Genomic DNA, 20,558 nt, shown 5'->3' with positions numbered 1-20,558 from the left:
CTCACAGGTACTTGGTGATATCTTTGAACTCGTCGATCGAGCGGCGCTGCTCGAGCGCCAGCGGTCCGACGACGTCCTCAAGGCAGTGGTTGAGGTGGTCTTGGATCAGCGTCTTCTTCGCCTGGGCGATGGCCTTCTCCACGGCATGAAGTTGCTGGGCGATGTCGAGGCACGGTCGGCCGGCCTCGATCATCTCGACGATCCCGCGCAGATGGCCGTCGGCGCGCTTCAGCCGCTTGATGATGGCAGGATGGGTTTCGTGGACGTGGGGACGCTCATTCATGCCTTGATGCTATCCCCCCAGAGAGGATATTCAAGCCTCAAAGTGGCCTCGATTCTGGTGCACGCAACCATTCGTTAGGATTTTAGAGAATAATCGTTAAGCATGCCGAATTGGATCCATAGCGCAGCCTTTCGCCTCGTCATCGCTTTCGCGATGGCGCTCGGCATGCTGCTGTCGCCTATGGGCGGTTCGGTCTCGCACGATCCCATCGCGCTCGCTGCCGCCGAGGCCGACCGTCACGCCGAACTGGCGGGACAGATCGAAGCCCACGGGCACGTCCACGATGACGGTGCAACCGAGGAGCAGGGATCCGGCCATTCTCACGGCCACAATCCCGCCGACCACTCGCACGAGACGGCGAGCACGCTTCCGGACTTTTCGCCGACCGTCCCTGCGGCCGGGCGGACCTGGGTGATTTATCCGCCGTCCTTGTCCGATCCGGAAGCAAGTTCCCGGCTCGATCGCCCTCCGAGACCGATCCTCACCGCATGATCGCGGCCGCATGCGCGGCCACCCTCAACGACGAAGATTGGAATTCTCATGCAAGGATCCTGCTATCAGGGCCTGCCATGCTCGCCTTGCGCGCGCTGGCGACCCGCCCTACCTGTGTTGCTCGCTCTCCTGACCCTCCCATTGTTTGGGGGAGCTGCCCTCGCCCATGCCGTTGCCGAAGGCGACAAGGGCTATATCCAGGAGATCACGGGCATCAATCTGCTGCCCTTCATCTATCTCGGCGCCAAGCACATGGTGACGGGATACGACCACATCCTGTTTCTGTTCGGCGTGATCTTCTTCCTCTACCGGATGAAGCACATTGGCATCTATGTGAGCCTGTTCGCGCTCGGCCATTCCACGACCATGCTGCTTGGCGTCTATTTCAACGTTGGCATCAACAGCTACATCATCGACGCGATCATCGGCCTGTCGGTCGTCTACAAGGCGCTCGACAATATGGGCGGTTTCCAGAGGTGGCTCGGTTTCCAGCCGAACACCAAGATCGCGACCCTGATCTTCGGCTTTTTCCACGGCTTTGGCCTGTCGACGAAGATCATCGAATACAACATCTCGCCCGACGGGCTAGTGCCCAATCTTCTTGCCTTCAACGTCGGCGTTGAGATTGGCCAGCTTCTGGCGCTCGCTGCCATCCTTATTGTCATGGGCTACTGGCGCCGGACCGATAGTTTCTGGCGCCACGCATACACCGCCAACACCATCATGATGACCGCCGGGTTTGTGCTGATCGGCTATCAGCTCACCGGCTGGGTCGTCTCCTGAACCTCCAAGTAAAGATCCACAAAAAAGGAATTCTCCTATGTATAATACCGACATCCCGACCCGCGCCGAGCTGCCGACATCCATGCAGCTCCTTCGGTCTACCGTCATCGCAATTCTCGCGGCAGCTGCCATCCTTGTGACCATCGTGCTGCCGGCCGAATACGCCATCGATCCCACCGGCGTTGGGCGAGCGCTCGAGCTCACCGAGATGGGCGAGATCAAGACACAACTCGCCGAAGAGGCCGAGCAGGACCGCCTTCGCGAACTGCAGAACGGCACTCCGACCGCAGTGCCAGCCCGAGATCAGCAGTCGAGTCTTCTGGAGCGCGTCTTCGCTGAACTGGTGATTGGTTCCGCCTCTGCCCAGGAACTCCGGACGGACGAAATGTCGGTCACCCTGAAGCCCGGCGAAGGAGCTGAGATCAAGCTCGTCATGGCCAAGGGCGCACAGGCAAAATACTCTTGGACGGCCAATGGCGCGGCGGTGAACTTCGACACCCATGGTGACGGCGGCGGCGAAAACATTTCATACGAGAAGGGACGCGGGGCTGCAGAGGACGAGGGCGTACTTGAGGCAGCGTTTGACGGCAATCACGGTTGGTTCTGGCGTAACCGCACCGATGCCGACGTCACCGTGACGCTGAAGACGAACGGTGCCTACACCGACATCAAACGGATGATGTGAACGATACGTCAATCTTATCCGGCGCCGTTTGGCGCCGGAGTGGCGCGCTGTTCATTGCCACGACCTCACTGTTTGGCGCACCACCGTCCCGTGAGCATTCGTGTCGGGTGGGCGGCGGCGTGGTGAATTGGTGCGCCGCTAGGCTGACTCAACGTGATCATGCCGCATTGGCTGTTGGCGAAATCAGCGCCGAACGTTTGCCGCGGTGGAGATCCTTGGCAAACACGCAAGCCGAACTGTGCCCAGGAGATAGCTTCAAGGCCGGTGGCATCTGTTGTTTGCATTCTTCGACCACCAAGGGGCAGCGAGTCCGGAACCTGCAGCCGGATGGTGGATTCGTAGGGCTCGGCACCTCCCCGATCATGACCGGAACCCTGCGCTGCTTTTCAGCGATCGGATCCACCTCCGGTGTCGAGGCCAGCAACATCTGCGAATAGGGATGGCCAGGGTGATCGTAGAGTTCCTGCGATGGCCCGTGCTCCACGATCTTGCCGAGGTACATCACGTAGACGCGCGATGCAGCCTGCCTGACCAACGCAAGGTCGTGGGCAATGAACAGGCACGCTACCCCCAAATCTTTCTGCAGGTGCAGGAAAAGGTTCATCACCTGGGCTCGGATGGACAGATCCAGTGCGCTAACTGGTTCATCGCAGATCAGCACTCTTGGATTCACGGCAAGGGATCGGGCAATCGCAACGCGCTGGCGCTGCCCTCCGGACAGTTCCCGCGTGTGCCGATCCTTCAAAGCGTCCGCCAGTCCGACCTGATCCAGGAGCGCCTTGGTACGATGGTTGCGGTCGGATTGTGATTTCAACCCGCTGATCAGCAACGCTTCATCGATCGTCTCACCGACCGTCTGTCTGTCGTTCAGGGACGAATATGGATCCTGAAACACGTATTGAAGCGCCCTGCGGCTTTCGCGCAGTGCTGCACCGGAGAGTGTGGTGAGGTCCACTCCATCAAGCAGGACTCGTCCCGCACTTGCCTTTTCGAGACCCACAATGGTGCGGCCGAGCGTCGACTTTCCGCAACCGGACTCGCCTACCAGACCGACGATCTCGCCCGGATAGAGCTCGATCGAGACGTCGTCGACGGCATGGATGAACTTGCCTCGCTGAACGCTTTTGAAGCGCGTCTGCAGATTTTCGACTTTCAGAACAGGACCGTGCGTCATGCTGCTGCCTTCCTTTGGTTGACAACCGCGCAGGCCACGACAACAGCGCTGTCGGCCGACCGCGCAAGTGGAGGGCGGCTTGCGGTGCATGCGGGAATTGCGAGCTCGCAGCGCGGGGCAAAGGCACAGCCTTTGAATGGCGCGCCCAGCGTTGGCGGTATCCCGGGAAGACCGCGAAACTCCGAACCGATCGGGTCTTCCCGCCGCGGGATCGCGTTGATCAGCCCTCTCGTGTACGGATGGCGTGGGGTCACGAGGACCTTGTCCACGGGACCTCGTTCGGCGGCCCGAGTCGCATACATGACAACGATGTTGTCGGCCGCTCCGGCGACTACCCCCATATCGTGAGTAATCAGCACCATGGCCATGTTGAGCCGCCGCTGCAGGTCCTTGAGCAGGCGCAGGATTTGAGCCTGGACCGTCACATCGAGAGCGGTCGTAGGCTCGTCCGCGATCAGAAGTTTCGGCTCGCCGGCCAGCGCAATGGCAATTACGATGCGTTGCCTGAGACCACCCGACAGTTCGTGGGGGAATTGACGAAGTCGCGCTGCTGGATCCGAGATGCCGACCAGCTTGATGAGTTCCAACGCCCGCTCCTCCGCGGCGCGCGGGGTCATCTTGAGATGGAGTTCCGCCATCTCGGCGATCTGCCTTCCAACACGGCGGACGGGGTTCAGCGCGCTCATCGGATCCTGGAAAATGAATCCGATCGACTTGCCTCGTATCTTACGGATCTCGGATTCCGGCAAGCCGATCAATTCGCGCCCGTCGAAGCGCACCGATCCCGACAAGTTCGTCGTCACGCCGGTCGGCATTAGCCCGAGCGGCGCGAAGTTCATTACAGTCTTGCCGCTACCGCTTTCGCCGACGATGGCAAGGCATTCTCCCTGCCGGACGGTGTAGCTGACGCCATCGACGGGACGTACCGCGGCCTTGGCGGTGAGGAGATCGACCGTCAGATTGCTGACTTTCAAAAGGAGTTCGTCATGCATCGGAATTCTCCTTGGCCCAGCCGGCGATCTCAATTCTGCGCAAGGCGAGCGTCCGCCTCGAAAGCGGCTTGGGAATGCGATTGAGTGCTATGGATTCGCCGAGGATGTTGAAACCGATCACCGCAGCAGTCAGGGCTAGGCCGGGCAGGATAACCTGGCGCGGATCGGACTCGAGATACGGTAAAGCATCAACAAGCATCTGTCCCCATTCTGGCGTGGGCGGCTGAATGCCCAGACCAAGGAAGCTGAGCGTTGCGACAGCCAAAGCGGCTGTCCCGGCATCCGCCGTCGCATAGACCATCACCGCGCCGATGGTGCCGGGCAGCAAATGGCCGAAGTAAATGCGACATGGGCTGGCGCCCAGTACACGCAGGGCCTCGATATGCGGCTTGCTCATGATGCTGACGGCCACGGCCCGGCTGATACGACCGCTCATCGGCCACCATGCCAGTGACAGAGCCAGTACCATGGTCCAGTAGCCCGGCCCGACGATCCCGATCACGGCAAGGGCAGTGATCAGGCTTGGGATGGACAGGCCGACATCGACGATGCGCATCAGCAGGTCGTCTACCCAACCGCGGTGATAGCCCGCGATGGTCCCCATGGCGACACCGATCGTCATTGCAATGATGAGGACCGAGCCAACGCTGACCAATGACGTATTCGCAGCGATGATCAGGCGGCTGAGCGTATCGCGCCCAAGATGGTCGGTGCCGAGCCAGTGTGGGGCAGTTGGTCCCTGGCCGGTCTCCAGCAAGTTCTGTGCGCTGGGATCTTGTGGGGCGAGCCATGGCGCGAAGCTGCCCAGGGCGACGAAAAGGCCGATCACGATCAAGGCCACGCGGGGCATCTTGTTCAACCGGGCAAGTGCAGGCTTGAATCTATTCATGGTCAGCTCCATTGGCGCCGGATACGGGGATCGGTCATCAGAACTGCGAGATCTACGATCAGATTCACCACGATGAAGAAGGCGAGGAAGATCAACAGGCAGGCCTGCACGACCATGAAGTCCCGGAACTTCACGCCTTGGAGAAAGTAGTCGCCCACGCCCTGCCAGGCGAACAGCGGTTCAACGATGATAGCCGTTGCGGTCATCAGGCCGACCTGGGTTCCCAGTGCATTGATGAACACAGGTATGATGTTTGGCAGCGCGTCCCGGAACAGGATGGCGGTCCGTCCCAGACCTTTGCTTTTGGCCGTCAACACGAAGGGGCTGGCCATAGCCTCTTCCAGTCCCACACGAACGACACGGCTGAGCACGGCGGCGGGCAGCACCGCGACAGTGACCCATGGCAGCACCCAACTTTCCGGACCGCCGAAGCCGAAGGATGGAAAGAGCTGAAAGGTGACGGAGAATCCATAGATCATCAGCGCACCGACGAAGAATGTCGGTGTCGATGCGCCGAGAAGAGCCAAACCGCGCGAAACGCGGTCCGGCAGTCTGTAGGGCCAGAAGGCACCCAGGAATCCGAGAGCCAGGCCGAGCAGGGTCGCAACCACGCCGCTGCCACCGATAAGGGTACCGGTGACCAACATGCGCTTTGGCAAGTCCGCACTGACTTCCTGGCCCGTTCTGTAAGAGATGCCAAAATCTCCTCGGACTGCATCGCCAAGCCAACCCGCGTAGCGCATCAGCAGCGGCTTATGCAGTCCGATCTCTTCGGCAACCTTTTCGACATAACCCGGTGTTGCGACTGCTCCTCTGAGTTCAGCGATGAGAACAGCGACATTTCCCGGAGCCGAAACAACCAGGGTAAAGCAAACCAGAGACGCCATGAACAGCAGTACGAGGGAGTGCTTCAGCCTCTTGCTGATGAAGTGGATCAAAACGCCCTCCCTCTACTCGGCCAGCACGATATTTTCGTATGGCATGTCGTATTCGGTGACCGGGCTGGTGAAGCCCTGGACCCGCTTGGAGTGCGCCCAGATGCTGGGAACGTAAACCAACGGCGCTATCGCGTCGTTGTCACGCAGCCAGTCGTAAACCTTTTGGATCGATGGCGCGATCTGATCCCCGGTTGCCGCCGTCGCCGCGTTGATCAGCGGGTCCAGGTTGGCCGGATCGGTGAACAGCTTGCCTTCGACATCGTTGTTGAAGGTCGAGAGGCACAAGGCCACCACCGTGCCGAACGGATCGTAAGGAGCCCCATAGGTCAAGAAGAAGCCGAGATCGTATTTCCGTTCGAGCATGTCGGTGTGCTTGGAAGCGTGGTCGACAGAGCGGACGATCAAATCGATGCCGATTTCCTTCATCTCGGATTGTATGACTTCGGCCACGACGCGAGAGCCGGGAACGGCGTCGGGACTGACAACAATCTCAAGCGTCAGTGGCGTGCCGTCCTTGGAACGCACGGGCCCACCCGTCCAACCCGCCTTCTCCAGGAGCGCTGATGCGGCCGCAACGTCGCGAACTGGGGCATCATGCTGGGTGCCAGCAAATGGCAATGCATCGGAGAACAGGTTGCCCGCCGGTCGGGCAAAGCCTTGGTAGAGCGCCTGGGAAATCGCCGCGCGATCGATCCCTATGCTGATGGCCTTGCGCACTTGCGGATCCTTAAGCGCTTCGGTGCGATCGGGATTGAAAGCCATCACCAGTGTGACGTTGCCGGGATCGATGACCACGTTGAGCCCTGCGGCCTCGAGTTGCTTTGCCTCAACGGGGGTCAGCGGCGCGATCCAAAACCCGCCGACGAGATCGATCTCGCCAGCGCGCAGGGCTGCAACCCGCGCGCGCGGATCAGGGATGACCTTGGCTTCGAGACGTTGATAAGTCGGCTTGTCGCCCCAGTAGCCGTCGTAGCGCTCGAAAACACTTTGTGTATCGTCAGCGCTAATTTGACGCCAAGGCCCGGTGCCGACGGGTTCGACAAATTTGCCATTCGCATCGACCGATTTGGGGCTAAGGAACCTCGGCGGCCGCGTGTATGAAAGCTCCTGCATGAGCGCCAGCGGCGGCTCCTTGAAATGAAGGGCCACTTGGTGGTCATCGACCACCTCCAGTGATTGAAAATACTTGGAGCAGTTCATCCAGCTGAACTGATCGAGTCCCAGCCAGCGCTCAAGATTCCACTTGCAGCTGGCTGCATCGAACGCTGTGCCGTCCTGGAAAGTGACCCCCTTGCGCAATGTAAGGTGCAGTGTCTTGCCGCCGTCTTCGATCTTCCAGTCGGTCGCAAGGCAAGGCTCGATCTGGCCGCCCTTGCCGTACCGCACCAGCGGATCGAACATCAGGTCCTGAATGGCCCAGATCGCGTAGTGGCTCTGCGGATCGAGATTGCCCGCAGGCTTGGCGATAGCCACTCGCAATGTGCCCGCCGCCCCTTCGGCAAAGGCAAACTTGGTGAAGGTAGCATCGGTTATGGCGAGCCCTAACGCGCCTGACCCGATCTGCAGAAATGTACGCCTGTTGAATGACATTGGTTGCTCCTCTCGTTGCTTATTGTTCCCTGGGGCCTAGGTTGCCTCGAAAGGCACGGGGCCTTTTTTGTATAGACATATTACATTATCGTATACAATCTAATTTAGACATCGTATCCCTGTGATATAAGATTTTGTGCTCACTGGCGCAGGTTAGGTCTGCACCGCAACCCCGCCTCGCGCGACGATCTTGCCGCGCTTGACGACCAACGCGCGCGGCCGGTGGGACACGACCGCATCGGCGAGTGTCTCGCCTTCCACCAAAACCATGTCCCCCCAGCAGCCGGGCATGAGTCCGTACCTTTCCAGCGCAAGAACTCCAGCACCGCCGCGCGTGCAGACGTCGAGGGCCCATTCGAGTTCATCGTCGCGGCGAAAATTGTTGCGCAAGCCGACAAACATCGCGCGTTCCAGCATGTCACCACTGCCGTAAGGTCCCCAGATGTCACGGATGCCGTCATTTCCGGCGCCGACGACCACTCCAGCAGAGCGCAATTTGGCGACCGGAGGCGACGGCTGCGATGCCGGCCCGGTGGTAAGAATATGGATCGAAAGCTTCGCCAACTCGTCGATTAGTCGGCCGACATAGTCGGCATCGTGCATGCCGAGACAGAAGGCATGGCTGACTGCCACCCTTCCCTGCATGCCGAGTGCACGGGTGCGTTCGATGATGAGCTCGAGCGAAAAGGCGCCAAGCTCTCCCGCTTTGTGCAAATGGATATCTATGGGCCGGCCAAAGCGTTGAGCGAGGTCGAAAATTGCATCGAGGTGCCCTTTGGGATCGCGATCAACCCCAGCAGGGTCCAGCCCGCCGACCACCTCGGCGCCCATTTCCAACGCCCGTCGCATAAGTTCGACAGTGCCAGGCCGGATCATCATACCGCTTTGAGGAAAGGCGACGATCTCAATATCGACGAGGTCTCGTAGCTCGTCACGAGTGCGCATTACGCCCTCTACACCGGCAAGGCCGTGCACGGTGTCGATATCGACGTGGCTACGAATATGGGTGGTGCCTTGCGCCACTGAGGCAAGCGCCTGTCGACGCGACTGGCGGACCGGATCGATACCCAAGCGGATCTTGGCTTCACGCTCGGTGTCGATCTTGTCTATCAAGCGAGGGCCGACTTCATTGCGATACCACGCCATTCCGATCATCGATTTATCGAGGTGGGTGTGCGCTTCGACCAAGCCCGGAACGACGATGCGACCTCCGCCGTCCTCCACCAGCCCTCCCAAAGGTGAAAGCTCCGGCTCGACGCGGGTAATGCGGCCATTTTCAATAAGAATATCGACATTGGCGCCAGCCATCGGGCGCACATTTCTAATCAACAAATTGGTTGTCATGCGGGGCGCTCCTCCCAGAGGCAGCCTATCGTCTGCGGCACGGCGACGACCGCCTGCAGTTCCGTGTACGCAACTACCGCATAATTGTATACCTATTTCAAGATAAATCGTATCCCATATTGACAAAAATATGTCTTGATCGATAAGTTGCGGGAGCTTAGGGGGATGCGATGACCAAATCGAGTCGAGCCGAAAACGTCTACTTGTCGCTGCGTCGCGCCATCATTGAGCAGGCGCTTCGCCCCGGTATGAAATTGCCCGAAGACGCGATCGGCGAGCAGTTCGGCGTTAGCCGGACCAGCGTACGAAACGCGCTTGTCCGACTGAGTGCCGAAGGCCTGGTGGAGGTCAGGAATAATCGCGGAGCCTGCGTCGCCGAACCGACGCTCGAGGAAGCGTTAGATATATTTTCCCTACGACGCTGCCTGGAGCGCGAGGTAGTGGACCGGCTTTCGCGAAAGATCACACCCGCTCAATTTGCGGCACTTGAGGCCCACGTCAAACTTGAAGGGGACGCAGTAAACACGAGCGGACCATTATCGATACGGCTGGCGGGCGAATTCCACATTCTGCTGGCCGAACTCACGGGATCGAAGCCGCTGACCCGTTATGTCAGCGAGATTGTATCGCGCTGTTCGCTGATCCTAGCCTTGTACAGCCGTCCGCACTCCGATCAGTGCGGCGTCGACGAACACGTCGAAATCATTCAGGCGCTGCGCCAACACAATCCCGAGCGCGCCATGCATGCGATGGAACACCATCTCGAGGCACTCGAGGCTCGGGCGCAAATCAGCGATCAAACTGAGCCCGACGTTCGCTCCATCCTGAGCACATACGCTCAGGCAGGGTAACCAACTCTCAAGCAGCTTGGCAAAATTCAGGAGGATATAATGCTCAACCCCCAGCCCGAGCCGGTGGGGCAGCGGAGCCACGTGAGCATCGACTTCGCCCGCATCTCGGCACGCGAACGCTACAAGCTGCTGATCGGGGCAGTGGTGCCTCGGCCAATCGCTCTGGTGACCACACGACACCCCGACGGGACTGTCAATGCTGCGCCCTACAGCTTCTTCAATTGCCTCTCGGCCGATCCTCCAATCCTAGCCCTGGGTGTGGAGAACCATAATGACATGTCCTTCAAGGATACGACGCTCAACATCCGACTGACTGAGGAATTCACAGTCAACATCGTGGACCATGCGCTGGTTGACGCCATGAACGTCTGTGCCGTCCCATTTCCTTCCCACATTGACGAACTGGCCGAGGCCGGGCTGACGCCTGCGCCCGGTGAGACGGTCCAATGCCCCTACATTTTCGAAGCGCCTATAGCCTTCGAATGCCGCCGACATTTGACGCTTGGCCTGGGTAAGTCGCGCGAGATTGTCCTTGGTCAAGTTATGCGGATGCACATTCGTGAGGATCTTGTTGACCAAGAGCGTTTCTATATCGATCAACTCGCGCTAGACGCCGTCGGCAGAATGGGTGGACACGGTTATTCGACCACCCGCCACCAGTTTGACCTGCCAACGATGTCGCATGAGCAATGGTTGGCAATGAGGCCTATGCCACCCAACACCGATGGATAGGGCCCTGATCCCGCAACGCGCTCGTCGCTTCAATCATCCTTCCTGATCGGGCAGAGACGCTGCTTGCGGCCAAGGACTCTGCCGATGCCGGGCTGGCAGAATATTCACTGCAGCTGGGCTACAGCGCACTGGAAGCTGTTAAAACCCCTTGCGGCAAAGGGTTTCAAGATCCGCCTTTGTCATTTCCTCGATGCCGAGCGCAGGAAGAATATCATTATCTCCCTTGAGATCCCGGCCATAAGCCGCCGACAAGATGGAAATTCCGGATTCATGGAGTATGGCCGGATTTCCGCTGATTTTCGCAAGGACTGCCGTCGGCAACAAGCCGAACGGAACGTCCTCAAGAATATAGCGACTTTCGATAGTTGTCGGGCCAAACCCGCCCCGACCTTGACGATCCATCTCCTGGTTCATGTCCGAAACAGTGCTCATGGGCACATGAAACGACAATGAAAAATGTTCCTGGACGGTACGAACCGCGATACCGAAATGGGCAGCTATGGCCAACCGTTCGGCATCCAGAGCCTCGATAAAGCGGCCAACGGCAGGAGTGACATTTCCCCCCTGGCTCCACTGCTCGGCCTTCTCCATGCGTGTGAGATTGAGAAGGGCAATTCCCAGATGGTTCTGCGGATTGAGGTTGCTGAGCGCAATCGCCAGCAGACCATCCCGCTTGACGAAACGATCGCCGAACAAGGCCGTGCAAAGCTCGTACCCTTGGTCGAGCGCATCGAAAGGCAGCGTCGCAACATCAAGCTTCTGGCGAATGGAAGTGACATTGACTTCGGTTGATCCGAGTTGGCGACCAGTCAGTAGTGTTGTGCCCCAAACGACGATCGGCAACCTGACTTTGCGTTCGGCCAACCGCTTGGAGAGATACAGCGCCCCGAACGAACTGTGCGAACTGATGATGACCGGAATTCCATCTGCCAGATGAGGGACGGCGGCGTCCATCACCATCTTGTGGCCGTAAGCCGGAAGCGCGATCACCACCACGTCCGCGTGGTCGATAGCATCTCTACAATCCTTGGCAATGCGCACCGGCACCGTCGCCTCGATATCCCCCGTCGCCTTCAATAATTCGCCAGTAGCCAACGTTCTGGTGCGGTGTCCCGACGGTGACCAAAGCGTTGGCGAGTGTCCCGATTGTGCCAAATAGGCCGCAAGGCCATAGGCAATTGCTCCGGCGCCCAGAATACTCACGCGCATAACATTCCTCCTGTTGCAGGCTTTATGGTTCGAGAATCCTTGCCGTCCCCGCCTACAAGTTTTTTCATCACGAGGTTCGAATTGGAGTCACGTCGGTTGCCCCCAGCTGTTTCGATCAAGGGCTCCGGCTCTGAGCCGGCAAGCGCCGCTGTGAACATTAGTTTCCGCTTGACATATATCAAAAATGAATGAGACGATGTCAATCATACGGATTTCACATGTAGGGAGAAGATGGAAACTCGGGACCTTCAGACCTTCCTTGCGGTTGCTGCCAGCGGCAGCATTACCAAGGCGGCTGACATGCTCGGGCGTTCCCAACCTGCGGTGACACGCACCATTCAGGATCTTGAGGCCGAACTTGGCTTCGAATTGCTGCACCGGGTCGGTCGACGGGTGCAGCTATCTGAAGAGGGTGTCGCATTTGAAGAAGAAGCGCGGCGACTGCTGATGTCCTTCACCGAACTCGCGGCGCGGGCCAAGATGATCGCCGCCGGCCGGGGTCGGATCCTGCAGATTGTCACAACCTCTGCGATCGGCACTGGCCTAATCCCGACGGCCATGGCCGAGCTCAAGGGTGTCGAGCTTCCGCACGAGACACATCTCGGACAGTTTCTTCCCTCCATCGTCGCCCAGGAAGTGCGCAGCGGTCGTGCCGAGATCGGCTTTTCAAGCCTGCCGCTCGATACGCCCGGTCTGGATGTCCTGCGGCTCTATTCGGCGCCCGATGTTGCCGCCGTGCGGGAGGACGATCCGCTGGCAGAACTTGATGTCATACCGCTTTCGGCCTTTGCCGGCCGTCGCGTCGCTACGTTGCTCAACCCGCTGCGTTTCCAACTGCACGTCTCCAAGGCATTGGCCGCCAGGGGCATCGACACCGGGCCAGTGATCCGGACGAATACTGCCTATGGCGCGTTGCAGCTTGTGCGCCGGACCGGCGTTGCCGCTGTCATTGATCCCCTCACCGCCTATGGCGTGGCCTTGCCTGGGGTCGCCATCCGCCCGATTGACGCGACCGTTCTCTTTTATTGGGGGGTTGTGGCTGCCGCAAAACGTCCCCTTCGTCCAGTCGCGCAGGCGTTGATGGAGGCGGTCGAAGCGGTGGCGCAACGATCGATCGTCGGCTTCAAGAAACTCGATCCGGCCTTGGCTGGCCAATTGGTGACCGATCCTGCATCCGGCACAAATCACGGAACGGGAATATGAAGCATACCCCCACCGCGCCAATTTTGACAGGTCTTGCCGCGCTCGAAGCACAGCTGGCGCAGGATCTCGACTTCCTCGAACTGCCTGCCAAGCCATGGGTCCCCGCGCGTTCGCACGATGGTGTTCCTGTCCGTGACGTCGTGGTGATCGGCGCCGGCATGTGTGGACTTGCTGCCACGGCAAAGCTGGTGCTGACGGGGATAACCAATGTCGTCGCCTATGACGCGGCCCCGGCAGGGCTCGAAGGGCCGTGGGTAACGTTTGCCCGCATGCAAACGCTCCGGTCGCCGAAGACGCTCAACGGTCCGTCGCTCGGCCTGCCGCAATTGACGTTCCGCGCCTGGTTCACGGCGCAATGGGGCGTTGAGGCCTGGCGGTCGCTGGACAAAATCCCCAAGGGCCAGTGGATGGATTACCTGGTCTGGTACCGCAAGGTTCTTGCTCTGCCAGTGCGCAACAGCGTGCGCATGACCGGACTAGCCCCTGTTGGAGATCTGATTGCGATCGATATCGATGGCGCGGAAACCGGCCGGGTTCTCACCCGTCGTCTCGTTCTGGCCACCGGTCGCTCCGGTTTGGGCGGTTTTGCCGTACCCGATTTCCTCAACGGCATCGATCGCGCCTATTGGGCCCATTCTGCCGACGACATCGATTTCGATGCGCTGAAAGGCAAGCGTGTGGCAGTGATTGGCGCCGGTGCCTCTTCCATGGATAATGCCGCAACGGCACTCGAGGCGGGCGCCGGCTCTGTCGACATGTTGATCCGGCGCAAGGAGATGCCGCGCATCAACAAGCTGACCGGCATCGGCAGCCCGGGTGTTGTACTCGGCATGCATGAATTGCCCGATGCCTGGAAGTGGAAGTTCTTCGACTACACCGCCTCCACCCAGACGCCGCCGCCGCGTTCATCGACGCTTCGCGTGTCTCGGCATTCGAGTGCTCGGTTCTTTCTCGACTGCGGCATCGTCGCGGTCAAGGAAGATGCGGGAAGCCTCCTGGTCGAAACCACACAAGGTCCGATGCGCTACGATTTCCTGATCGCGGCAACCGGCTTCTCAAATGACTTCGACGGCCGCCCGGAATTTGCAGCCCTCGCGCCACATATCCGCACCTGGTCGGATAGCCGATATACGCCGGATATGGGGCTGCCGCGTGCAGGCATGTCGGACGCGCCGGATCTAGGTCCTGCCTTCGAATTTCGCGAACGCGTTCCCGGCTCCTGCCCGGTGCTGTCGCATATCCACTGCTTCAACGACGCCGCCATGCTGACGCACGGCAAGGTTTCCGGCGATATCCCAGCCGTCAGCGCCGGTGCCGACCGTCTGGTCCGCGGCATCGCCGCATCGCTGTTTGCCGAAGATGTCGAAACCCACTTCGCCAATCTGATCGCCTACGACACGCCCGAACTTCTGGGCGACGAATGGGTCGATTCAACACCCTTGCTGCAGAAGGAGGCCGCGTTGTGATCGACGCGATGGACAAGGCTGCCGGCCTTTCACCGGATGATACCCTCTTCGCCACAAGGCGGTTTCGGCCCGAATTCGTGCGAGGGGCGGAAGAATGTCGCCTCTCGGTGCTGCACCCGGCAACCGATCAGGGGCTGGCGCCGAATTTGCGTGCTGCTCTGGCCCGTCGCATGGCCGCCCTGAACGCCGATCCCGTCCTGGTGGCCGAATATGATGTGCAGCTGGCTCAGCTTGGTTCGACCGAGCAGCTTCTGGCCTTGGCCCAGGGGGAAGCGGATTTGAATGAACCTTTGGCGACCATCGTTCGTCATGTTGACCTGGTCACCCTGACGCCGAAAAAGGCGGAAGCGAGCCATATCGCTCTCCTGGAGAAGGCTGGATTGAACAATCCTCAGATCGTCGCGCTCTCCGAGCTGATCGCTTTTGTCAACTTCCAGACACGGGTGGCGACCGGCTTGCGCCTGATGAGGCCGACATGATTTCCTCGGTTCGTCTGAAGCCATTGAATTGGCATCCGTACATTGCGCCGGTGGAGCTATCCGAGGCCACCCCGGAACAGCTTGAAGCGATGAAGGTCACGCCATCGGCCAAGAAAGTCTCGGAATATGTGCGTACCCTTGCGCATGATCCAGAGAGCTATCTTGCCCGCACGATTCTGTTCAACGCAATCATGTACGTCGAAGGCGGGCTTGCCCGTCCTGACCGCGAACTTGGTGCATTGGGTGCCTCGATCGTCAATGGCTGCAAATTCTGTGCCGTCGTTCACGCCCGCAGGCATGCAGAGCTGACCAAGAGCGACGAAGTGGTCACCGCGCTGTATCTCGACAAACCTGAAGCGCTCGGCCAACGCGATGCGGCAATCTACAGTTTTGCCCGCCGCCTGTCGGCGGCCCCGTCGGAAGCGACGGCAGACGATATCGCCGCGCTTCGATCGGTCGGCATGGACGACCGCGAGATCATCGACCTGATCCACGCCATATCGATCTTTGGCTGGGCAAACCGGCTGATGCACATTCTGGGCCATGCGGAGAGCGGGTGATGATGTCGCATACGGTCAAAGCAGTCCGTCTCACACTTTCCGAAGGGCCAACCAGCAATGCTTGAACTCAAAGATGTAAAGCTGTCTTACGGAAGCACGCAGGTTCTGAACGGCGTCAATCTCTCGGTAAAGCGGGGTGACGTGGTGTCGATCATCGGCCCCAGCGGCACCGGCAAGACCACGCTGCTGAAATGCATCAACTACCTGGCCAAGCCGTCCTCAGGAACCATCGCCTTCGATCAGATTCGGATGGATTACCAGCGCGCCGACAAAACAGCTGTCCAAGCGATCCGGTTGCGAACGGCGATGGTCTTTCAGCAATTCAACGTCTTCAAGAACATGACGGTCCTGCAGAACGTGATGGATCCCCTGGTCGTCGTGCAGCGCAAGTCCGCGGATGAGGCGCGGGAGATCGCCTTGCGGGAGCTCGAGCGGGTCGGCCTCACCCCGAAGCGAGACAGCTATCCCTCCCAACTGTCGGGCGGCCAGCTCCAGCGCACCGGCATCGCGCGCGCCCTGGCGGTTCGCCCCGACGTGATACTCTTCGATGAGCCTACGTCATCGCTGGATCCCGAACTCGTCGGTGAAGTCCTAAAGGTGATCAAGGATGTCACCTCGTCAGGGATCACTTCGCTGCTTGTGACCCACGAGATGCAATTCGCAAAGAACATCTCGAACCGGATCGTCTTCATGGATCGTGGCGTGGTTGCCGCCGATGGCAGCCCGGCTGACATCTTCGACGCACCGTCCAGCCCACGACTTGCTCAATTTCTGCAGTCAGAACTCGCTTTTCAATAATCCAACAAGAAGGGAACCTAAGAAATGTCTGCAATCACATCCAGTTTTTCTCGCCGCTATGCCCTGGCCATCGCTGGCGGCATCGCAATTGCCCTTGCAACAGCGGGGATCAGCCATGGCCAGACCGTTCGGACGATCAAGATCGCCACGTCTGCCGAATCCAAGCCGCTGGCATGGGGCGCGATCGGCGTCGAGCCGCAAGGCTATGAGCCCGATCTTCTGAAGGCGATCAACGCAAAGCTGCCGCAGTACAAGTTCGAAATGGAAGGTGTCTCCGACATTGCCCAGGAAACCGGCCTCGCCACGGGCAAGTACGACATCGCGGTCGGTGGCTACTACAAGTCGCCCGAGCGCTCCAAGCAGTTCCTCATTCCGGAAAATCCATGGGCGCCAGCCTGATGAAGATCTACAGCAAGAAAGACAGCGGCATTAAGGAAATGAAAGACCTGGTCGGCAAGAGGATCGTTCCGACCACGGCCGGCGGTGGAACCTACAAGTTCATCATGAATTGGCAGAAAGAAAACCCGCAATACAAGCTCGAAGTCACGGCATCGAGTGCCGGTATCCCCTACCCGAACCGGCTGGACGAAGTTCAGAACGGCAAGTTCGACGCTCTCGTCCTGCCGTCGAATCTCGGTGAGCAGACCGTCATCGAGCAAAAGAAACTCGATATCGTGGCGTCCGAACCAGTGTTCAGCAACAACACCTACATGCTGATCCACAGATCTGACGAGAACAAGGTTCTGGCCGACGATGTGAACAAGGTTCTCAAGGAATTGAAAGACGACGGCACGATCGAAAAGCTCTCGCAGAAGTGGTTCGGCGAGGGCATCGTCCAGTACATGAAATAGCACAGCCGTCGACCGTCATATTCGCTAGTCAGCGGCAAGGCTGAATTGCAAGAAGGAGCGTTTCAAGTGGATGTTTCTGCTATGATCCCCGAGTTGCTCTCGGCACTGCCGCTGACGCTCGCCATCACGTCTACAGCCCTCATTTCCGGGTTCTGCCTGGCACTCATCGCGACAACCCTCCGGGTCCGCAGGGTGCCAGTCATAAGTCACCTGGTGGACCTCTACGTATCTTATGCCCGGAGTGTTCCTGTCGTCCTGCAGTTGTTCGTCGCGTTTTATGGGCTTCCGTTGTTGGTGATCCTGTTCGGCGCCAGAGATTTTATTTCAGCGACTATCGCTGCCATGGTGGGGTTGAGCCTCTACCACGGCGGCTATTTGTCGGAAGTCATGCGGCCCGCATACTTGGCCGTCGATCGCGGCCAGCATGATGCGGCCGATAGCCTTGGATACACGTTCCGACAGAAAATTACTCGCGTCGTCGGCCCGCAAGCGGTGCACTTCGCATTGCCGGGCTACGGGAACTCCATCATCTACCTGATCCATAACGTTGCGCTGGTCATGTACATCGGCGCGGCCGACGTCATGGCGACTGCTCATTTGATCATGGAGCGCGACTACAACCAGTTCCAGTTCGAAACCTACCTCGTCCTGGCGGTGATCTATTCGCTGATGTGCCTGGTCGCATGGCTCATCGTGCGCTTCTTCGAGCTTCGATCACCGATGCAAGCGCCAGAGGCGACGACAACAACTCCGATCAAGAACGAGCTCCTCGCGAGCGTCTGACGTAAGGGTATTCAACCATGTTTGATACCGATATTTTACTCCAGGACACGCAGGAAATTCTGAGTGCCGTACCCGTGACGATTGGAATGGCGCTCATGATTTTCGTCCTGTCGACGATAGTCGGCAGCATATTCGCGCTTATCGAATACAGACGGGTGCCGGCGCTGCGAGAACTCGTCATGACTTACAAGATCGTCTTCAAGGGCGTTCCGATGGTAATCGTGATTTTCCTCGCCTATTTCGGTCTGCCGCCCGCATTCCAGTTCCTGTTCTCATTGCTGGGGATCAACTTCAACGCCCACGAAACCCCCAATTGGGTCATCCTTGTAGTTGCGATTACCGGCTGTGTCGCCGCATTCCAATCGGAGATTATCAAGGGAGCCCTGAATGCATTCGACACCGGTCAGTCGGACGCAGCCCATTCGCTGGGCTATACGGGCGGCCAACTGTTCCAACGTATCCTGTTTCCCCAGGTGGCCCTCACGGCAATTCCTGACCTGACAACTTCGATGATGGTCATCATGAAGGCCCTTTCTCTCGGATTCGCCATCGAGGTTGTCGATATTTTCGCCCAGTCCCAGTTGACCGCCGCGCTGAACTACTACTACCTCGAAGCCTTCGTGATTGCCGTCGTGATCTATATGGTGATTGCCTATATCGTCACACAGATTGCCGACAGGCTGGAGCAGGCGCTGAGGGTGCGGACGTGAGGCGGATGTGGGATAGAATCGTCAAGCTTCGGATATCGAGCCGCACCCGGGAGGCAATTCTTTCGGGGATGAAAAGCTTGAGGAGAAACCCAAGTAGCCGATGTATGTACCGGTGAGTTTCACGCTTTGGTTGATAAGCATCGTTGTCGCTGCCGACCGGCTTCATGCCGACCGAAGCACCGATCGCGCGGACGCAACGTTGCGCTTGTGACGACCAGACCGTTGGCGTCATCGAAGCGGTTGCCAAGATTTCGAAGAACCGCGTGGCGGATTCCGCAGCCGTCGCACGACTCCATCTACCACGGACAATATCGTGGTTGCGCTGGAGGACAGATGCAAACTCGCCTACCCGGCATCGTTATCGACGTGTATCGCCTTCAGCCCTCAGAAGGCTTGTCGCCGCATGACGCGCATCCGCCTCAAGGTCGATCTTGCTGCGTAAACTCAGGTCGAATCGTACCGTAACCGTCAAAACACGGGCATACAGAACATCGTCGAGCGTGCCGCGCATTTCATGCAGACAGGTCAGAGACGACTTCCCAACCTTTTCGACAACCGAGCGAATGGTGACCAAGGTTCCAACCGCGGTTTCGTGCGCATAGTCGATCTCCATCCTGACGTCCGCCCAGCCGAGAGTCGGCGTTAGATTGGGAGCGGCAATCCTGCCCAGCAGCTGGAAGCTGGCATCATCGAACATGGCGACGTAGTGACGAACGTTGAGATGGCCCATCGCGTCGCACATCCAAGGGTGCACGACGCCGACATAGGTTTCAATGCCGGGCGCGGTCAAAACCCGACCTCGTTGCCACCCTTGAGATCCAGCAGCTGCCGCGCCTCTTCGGGCGTCGCTATTTCAAGCGACAGTTCGCCAAGGATGCGCTTGATCTTGGCGACCTGCTCGGCATTGCTCTTGGCAAGCGCGCCCTTGCCGATATAGAGACTGTCTTCCAGCCCGACACGCACATTGCCACCCATGATCGCACCCATCGTGCAGAGGTTCATCTGGTGCTTGCCGGCGGCAAGGATCGACCAGAGATAGTCGTCTCCGAACAGCCTGTCCGCCGTCCTGCGCATGTGCATCATGTCTTCGGCGTCGGCGCCGATTCCGCCCAGAAGTCCGAAGATCGTCTGGACGAAAAGCGGCGGCTTCAGCAGCTTGCGGTCGAGAAAGTGCGCCAGCGTGTAGAGGTGACTGACGTCATAGCACTCGAACTCGAACTTGGTGCCGTAGGCCTGGCCAACCTCGAGGATGATGCGCTCGATCTGCTCGAACGTGTTGGAGACGATGCCCTTCTTCGTGTCTTCCAGGTAGCCCTTCTCCCAGTCGTACTTCCAGTCGGTGTATTTCGGCGCGATGTGGTGCAAGGCGAAATTCATCGACCCCATGTTGAGCGAGCAGAGTTCGGGTTTGGCGGCATGGGCGGCTTCGAGACGTTCGTCGAGCGTCATCTTGAGGCCGCCGCCGGTAGAGATGTTCATCACCGCGTTGGTTTGCTGCTTAATGCGCGGCAGGAAGTCCATGAAGAGCTTAGGATCGGGGGTCGGTTTGCCCGTCTCGGGGTCGCGGGCATGCAGATGGATCACCGACGCGCCGGCTTCGGCTGCGCCGACGGCGGCATCGACGATCTCTGACGGCGTTATCGGCAGATAGGGGCTCATCGTCGGCGTGTGGATCGAGCCGGTGACCGCACAGGTGATGACGACTTTCGGCGATTTCTTCATGGTTGGAGTCTCCCTTGTCTGCCT

The 20,558-nt window shown here is 59.1% G+C and carries 22 protein-coding genes and 1 pseudogene; 13 read left to right on the top strand and 10 right to left on the bottom strand.

From position 1 onward, the window contains the following. Position 1: 1 nt before the first annotated feature. Entirely contained in the window at positions 2–283 is a 282-nt protein-coding gene (locus NLY33_RS20345; protein WP_023669876.1) for a metal-sensing transcriptional repressor, read from the bottom strand. A gap of 102 nt (positions 284–385) precedes the next feature. Here NLY33_RS20345 and NLY33_RS20340 point away from each other — a divergent pair, with 102 nt between their 5' ends. Genes NLY33_RS20340 through NLY33_RS20330 form a run of 3 tightly spaced genes read left to right on the top strand, consistent with a single transcriptional unit; the run spans position 386 to position 2,243 of the window. Then, on the top strand, positions 386–775 hold the full coding sequence (locus NLY33_RS20340) for a hypothetical protein (protein ID WP_050590885.1): 390 nt from the start codon (positions 386–388) through the stop codon (positions 773–775). A 48-nt stretch (positions 776–823) separates the two neighbouring features. Next, positions 824–1,558 (top strand): HupE/UreJ family protein, encoded by a 735-nt coding sequence (locus NLY33_RS20335; RefSeq protein ID WP_023708302.1) that lies wholly within the window; start codon positions 824–826, stop codon positions 1,556–1,558. 37 nt (positions 1,559–1,595) lie between these two features. Continuing rightward, positions 1,596–2,243 carry a hypothetical protein gene (locus NLY33_RS20330; protein ID WP_023708301.1) on the top strand — a complete coding sequence of 216 codons (648 nt, stop codon included), beginning with the start codon at positions 1,596–1,598 and terminating at the stop codon, positions 2,241–2,243. Between the two features lie 157 nt (positions 2,244–2,400). On the opposite strand, the gene NLY33_RS20325 is transcribed toward NLY33_RS20330, so the two are convergent. The 6 genes from NLY33_RS20325 to NLY33_RS20300 all read right to left on the bottom strand — a co-directional run bounded on the left by NLY33_RS20325 (position 2,401) and on the right by NLY33_RS20300 (position 9,170). After that, positions 2,401–3,417 (bottom strand): ABC transporter ATP-binding protein, encoded by a 1,017-nt coding sequence (locus NLY33_RS20325; RefSeq protein ID WP_023708300.1) that lies wholly within the window; start codon positions 3,415–3,417, stop codon positions 2,401–2,403. Next, on the bottom strand, positions 3,414–4,409 hold the full coding sequence (locus NLY33_RS20320) for an ABC transporter ATP-binding protein (protein ID WP_023708299.1): 996 nt from the start codon (positions 4,407–4,409) through the stop codon (positions 3,414–3,416). The genes NLY33_RS20325 and NLY33_RS20320 overlap by 4 nt, the downstream gene beginning before the upstream one ends. Further along, positions 4,402–5,310, bottom strand: a complete 909-nt coding sequence (locus NLY33_RS20315) for an ABC transporter permease (protein ID WP_031196315.1) — start codon at positions 5,308–5,310, stop codon at positions 4,402–4,404. Before NLY33_RS20315 ends, NLY33_RS20320 begins: the two co-directional genes overlap by 8 nt. Further along, a complete protein-coding gene (locus NLY33_RS20310) occupies positions 5,301–6,236 on the bottom strand; it encodes an ABC transporter permease (protein ID WP_023708297.1) in 936 nt (311 codons plus the stop codon). The genes NLY33_RS20315 and NLY33_RS20310 overlap by 10 nt, the downstream gene beginning before the upstream one ends. Positions 6,237–6,248: 12 nt before the next feature. Continuing rightward, positions 6,249–7,826 (bottom strand): nickel ABC transporter substrate-binding protein, encoded by a 1,578-nt coding sequence (locus tag NLY33_RS20305; protein WP_023708296.1) that lies wholly within the window; start codon positions 7,824–7,826, stop codon positions 6,249–6,251. Between the two features lie 153 nt (positions 7,827–7,979). After that, on the bottom strand, positions 7,980–9,170 hold the full coding sequence (locus NLY33_RS20300) for an amidohydrolase family protein (protein WP_031197324.1): 1,191 nt from the start codon (positions 9,168–9,170) through the stop codon (positions 7,980–7,982). Between the two features lie 170 nt (positions 9,171–9,340). Here NLY33_RS20300 and NLY33_RS20295 point away from each other — a divergent pair, with 170 nt between their 5' ends. Together NLY33_RS20295 and NLY33_RS20290 are read left to right on the top strand one after the other, a co-directional pair. Further along, on the top strand, positions 9,341–10,021 hold the full coding sequence (locus tag NLY33_RS20295; protein ID WP_023708295.1) for a GntR family transcriptional regulator: 681 nt from the start codon (positions 9,341–9,343) through the stop codon (positions 10,019–10,021). A 39-nt stretch (positions 10,022–10,060) separates the two neighbouring features. Beyond that, positions 10,061–10,753, top strand: coding sequence for a flavin reductase family protein (locus NLY33_RS20290; protein ID WP_023708294.1), 693 nt, complete (start codon positions 10,061–10,063; stop codon positions 10,751–10,753). Positions 10,754–10,891: 138 nt separating this feature from the next. Here NLY33_RS20290 and NLY33_RS20285 read toward each other — a convergent pair whose 3' ends face one another. Then, the gene (locus NLY33_RS20285; protein WP_023708293.1) at positions 10,892–11,962 is read right to left on the bottom strand and encodes an NAD/NADP octopine/nopaline dehydrogenase family protein; all 1,071 of its coding nucleotides are present in this window, start codon (positions 11,960–11,962) and stop codon (positions 10,892–10,894) included. A 231-nt stretch (positions 11,963–12,193) separates the two neighbouring features. On the opposite strand from NLY33_RS20285, the gene NLY33_RS20280 reads away from it, so the two are divergent. The 8 genes and pseudogenes from NLY33_RS20280 to NLY33_RS20245 all read left to right on the top strand — a co-directional run bounded on the left by NLY33_RS20280 (position 12,194) and on the right by NLY33_RS20245 (position 18,812). Continuing rightward, positions 12,194–13,165: a LysR family transcriptional regulator gene (locus tag NLY33_RS20280; protein ID WP_023708292.1), complete on the top strand. Its 972-nt coding sequence runs from the start codon at positions 12,194–12,196 to the stop codon at positions 13,163–13,165. Beyond that, on the top strand, positions 13,162–14,631 hold the full coding sequence (locus NLY33_RS20275; RefSeq protein WP_023708291.1) for a flavin-containing monooxygenase: 1,470 nt from the start codon (positions 13,162–13,164) through the stop codon (positions 14,629–14,631). Before NLY33_RS20280 ends, NLY33_RS20275 begins: the two co-directional genes overlap by 4 nt. Continuing rightward, complete coding sequence (locus tag NLY33_RS20270; RefSeq protein WP_023708290.1) at positions 14,628–15,110, top strand: CMD domain-containing protein; 483 nt, start codon at positions 14,628–14,630, stop codon at positions 15,108–15,110. The genes NLY33_RS20275 and NLY33_RS20270 overlap by 4 nt, the downstream gene beginning before the upstream one ends. Next, positions 15,107–15,670, top strand: coding sequence for a peroxidase-related enzyme (locus NLY33_RS20265; RefSeq protein ID WP_023708289.1), 564 nt, complete (start codon positions 15,107–15,109; stop codon positions 15,668–15,670). The genes NLY33_RS20270 and NLY33_RS20265 overlap by 4 nt, the downstream gene beginning before the upstream one ends. A gap of 57 nt (positions 15,671–15,727) precedes the next feature. Then, on the top strand, positions 15,728–16,468 hold the full coding sequence (locus NLY33_RS20260) for an amino acid ABC transporter ATP-binding protein (protein WP_023708288.1): 741 nt from the start codon (positions 15,728–15,730) through the stop codon (positions 16,466–16,468). A 24-nt stretch (positions 16,469–16,492) separates the two neighbouring features. Then, a pseudogene (locus tag NLY33_RS20255) lies at positions 16,493–17,319 on the top strand (transporter substrate-binding domain-containing protein). 66 nt (positions 17,320–17,385) lie between these two features. Further along, entirely contained in the window at positions 17,386–18,102 is a 717-nt protein-coding gene (locus NLY33_RS20250; protein WP_023708286.1) for an amino acid ABC transporter permease, read from the top strand. 17 nt (positions 18,103–18,119) lie between these two features. Then, positions 18,120–18,812: an amino acid ABC transporter permease gene (locus NLY33_RS20245; RefSeq protein WP_023708285.1), complete on the top strand. Its 693-nt coding sequence runs from the start codon at positions 18,120–18,122 to the stop codon at positions 18,810–18,812. Between the two features lie 358 nt (positions 18,813–19,170). Here NLY33_RS20245 and NLY33_RS20240 read toward each other — a convergent pair whose 3' ends face one another. Then, a complete protein-coding gene (locus tag NLY33_RS20240) occupies positions 19,171–19,602 on the bottom strand; it encodes an acyl-CoA thioesterase (RefSeq protein ID WP_023708284.1) in 432 nt (143 codons plus the stop codon). Then, a complete protein-coding gene (kce, locus tag NLY33_RS20235) occupies positions 19,599–20,534 on the bottom strand; it encodes a 3,5-dioxohexanoate:acetyl-CoA acetone transferase (protein ID WP_023708283.1) in 936 nt (311 codons plus the stop codon). Before kce ends, NLY33_RS20240 begins: the two co-directional genes overlap by 4 nt. Between the last annotated feature and the right edge of the window lie 24 nt (positions 20,535–20,558).

Source organism: Mesorhizobium sp. C432A, from assembly GCF_030323145.1.
In the GTDB taxonomy this organism is placed as follows: Bacteria; Pseudomonadota; Alphaproteobacteria; order Rhizobiales; family Rhizobiaceae; genus Mesorhizobium.
This window is presented reverse-complemented; position numbering and strand designations above follow the sequence as displayed.

Bases quoted from the DNA above. Each gene is read 5' to 3' on its own strand.
- NLY33_RS20295 (WP_023708295.1), top strand. From the start codon at position 9,341: ATGACCAAATCGAGTCGAGCCGAAAACGTCTACTTGTCGCTGCGTCGC.
- kce (WP_023708283.1), bottom strand. From the start codon at position 20,534: ATGAAGAAATCGCCGAAAGTCGTCATCACCTGTGCGGTCACCGGCTCG.
- NLY33_RS20290 (WP_023708294.1), top strand. From the start codon at position 10,061: ATGCTCAACCCCCAGCCCGAGCCGGTGGGGCAGCGGAGCCACGTGAGC.
- NLY33_RS20325 (WP_023708300.1), bottom strand. From the start codon at position 3,417: ATGACGCACGGTCCTGTTCTGAAAGTCGAAAATCTGCAGACGCGCTTC.
- NLY33_RS20335 (WP_023708302.1), top strand. From the start codon at position 824: ATGCAAGGATCCTGCTATCAGGGCCTGCCATGCTCGCCTTGCGCGCGC.
- NLY33_RS20265 (WP_023708289.1), top strand. From the start codon at position 15,107: ATGATTTCCTCGGTTCGTCTGAAGCCATTGAATTGGCATCCGTACATT.
- NLY33_RS20275 (WP_023708291.1), top strand. From the start codon at position 13,162: ATGAAGCATACCCCCACCGCGCCAATTTTGACAGGTCTTGCCGCGCTC.
- NLY33_RS20345 (WP_023669876.1), bottom strand. From the start codon at position 283: ATGAATGAGCGTCCCCACGTCCACGAAACCCATCCTGCCATCATCAAG.
- NLY33_RS20300 (WP_031197324.1), bottom strand. From the start codon at position 9,170: ATGACAACCAATTTGTTGATTAGAAATGTGCGCCCGATGGCTGGCGCC.
- NLY33_RS20315 (WP_031196315.1), bottom strand. From the start codon at position 5,310: ATGGAGCTGACCATGAATAGATTCAAGCCTGCACTTGCCCGGTTGAAC.
- NLY33_RS20280 (WP_023708292.1), top strand. From the start codon at position 12,194: ATGGAAACTCGGGACCTTCAGACCTTCCTTGCGGTTGCTGCCAGCGGC.
- NLY33_RS20330 (WP_023708301.1), top strand. From the start codon at position 1,596: ATGTATAATACCGACATCCCGACCCGCGCCGAGCTGCCGACATCCATG.
- NLY33_RS20285 (WP_023708293.1), bottom strand. From the start codon at position 11,962: ATGCGCGTGAGTATTCTGGGCGCCGGAGCAATTGCCTATGGCCTTGCG.
- NLY33_RS20305 (WP_023708296.1), bottom strand. From the start codon at position 7,826: ATGTCATTCAACAGGCGTACATTTCTGCAGATCGGGTCAGGCGCGTTA.
- NLY33_RS20340 (WP_050590885.1), top strand. From the start codon at position 386: ATGCCGAATTGGATCCATAGCGCAGCCTTTCGCCTCGTCATCGCTTTC.
- NLY33_RS20245 (WP_023708285.1), top strand. From the start codon at position 18,120: ATGTTTGATACCGATATTTTACTCCAGGACACGCAGGAAATTCTGAGT.
- NLY33_RS20260 (WP_023708288.1), top strand. From the start codon at position 15,728: ATGCTTGAACTCAAAGATGTAAAGCTGTCTTACGGAAGCACGCAGGTT.
- NLY33_RS20320 (WP_023708299.1), bottom strand. From the start codon at position 4,409: ATGCATGACGAACTCCTTTTGAAAGTCAGCAATCTGACGGTCGATCTC.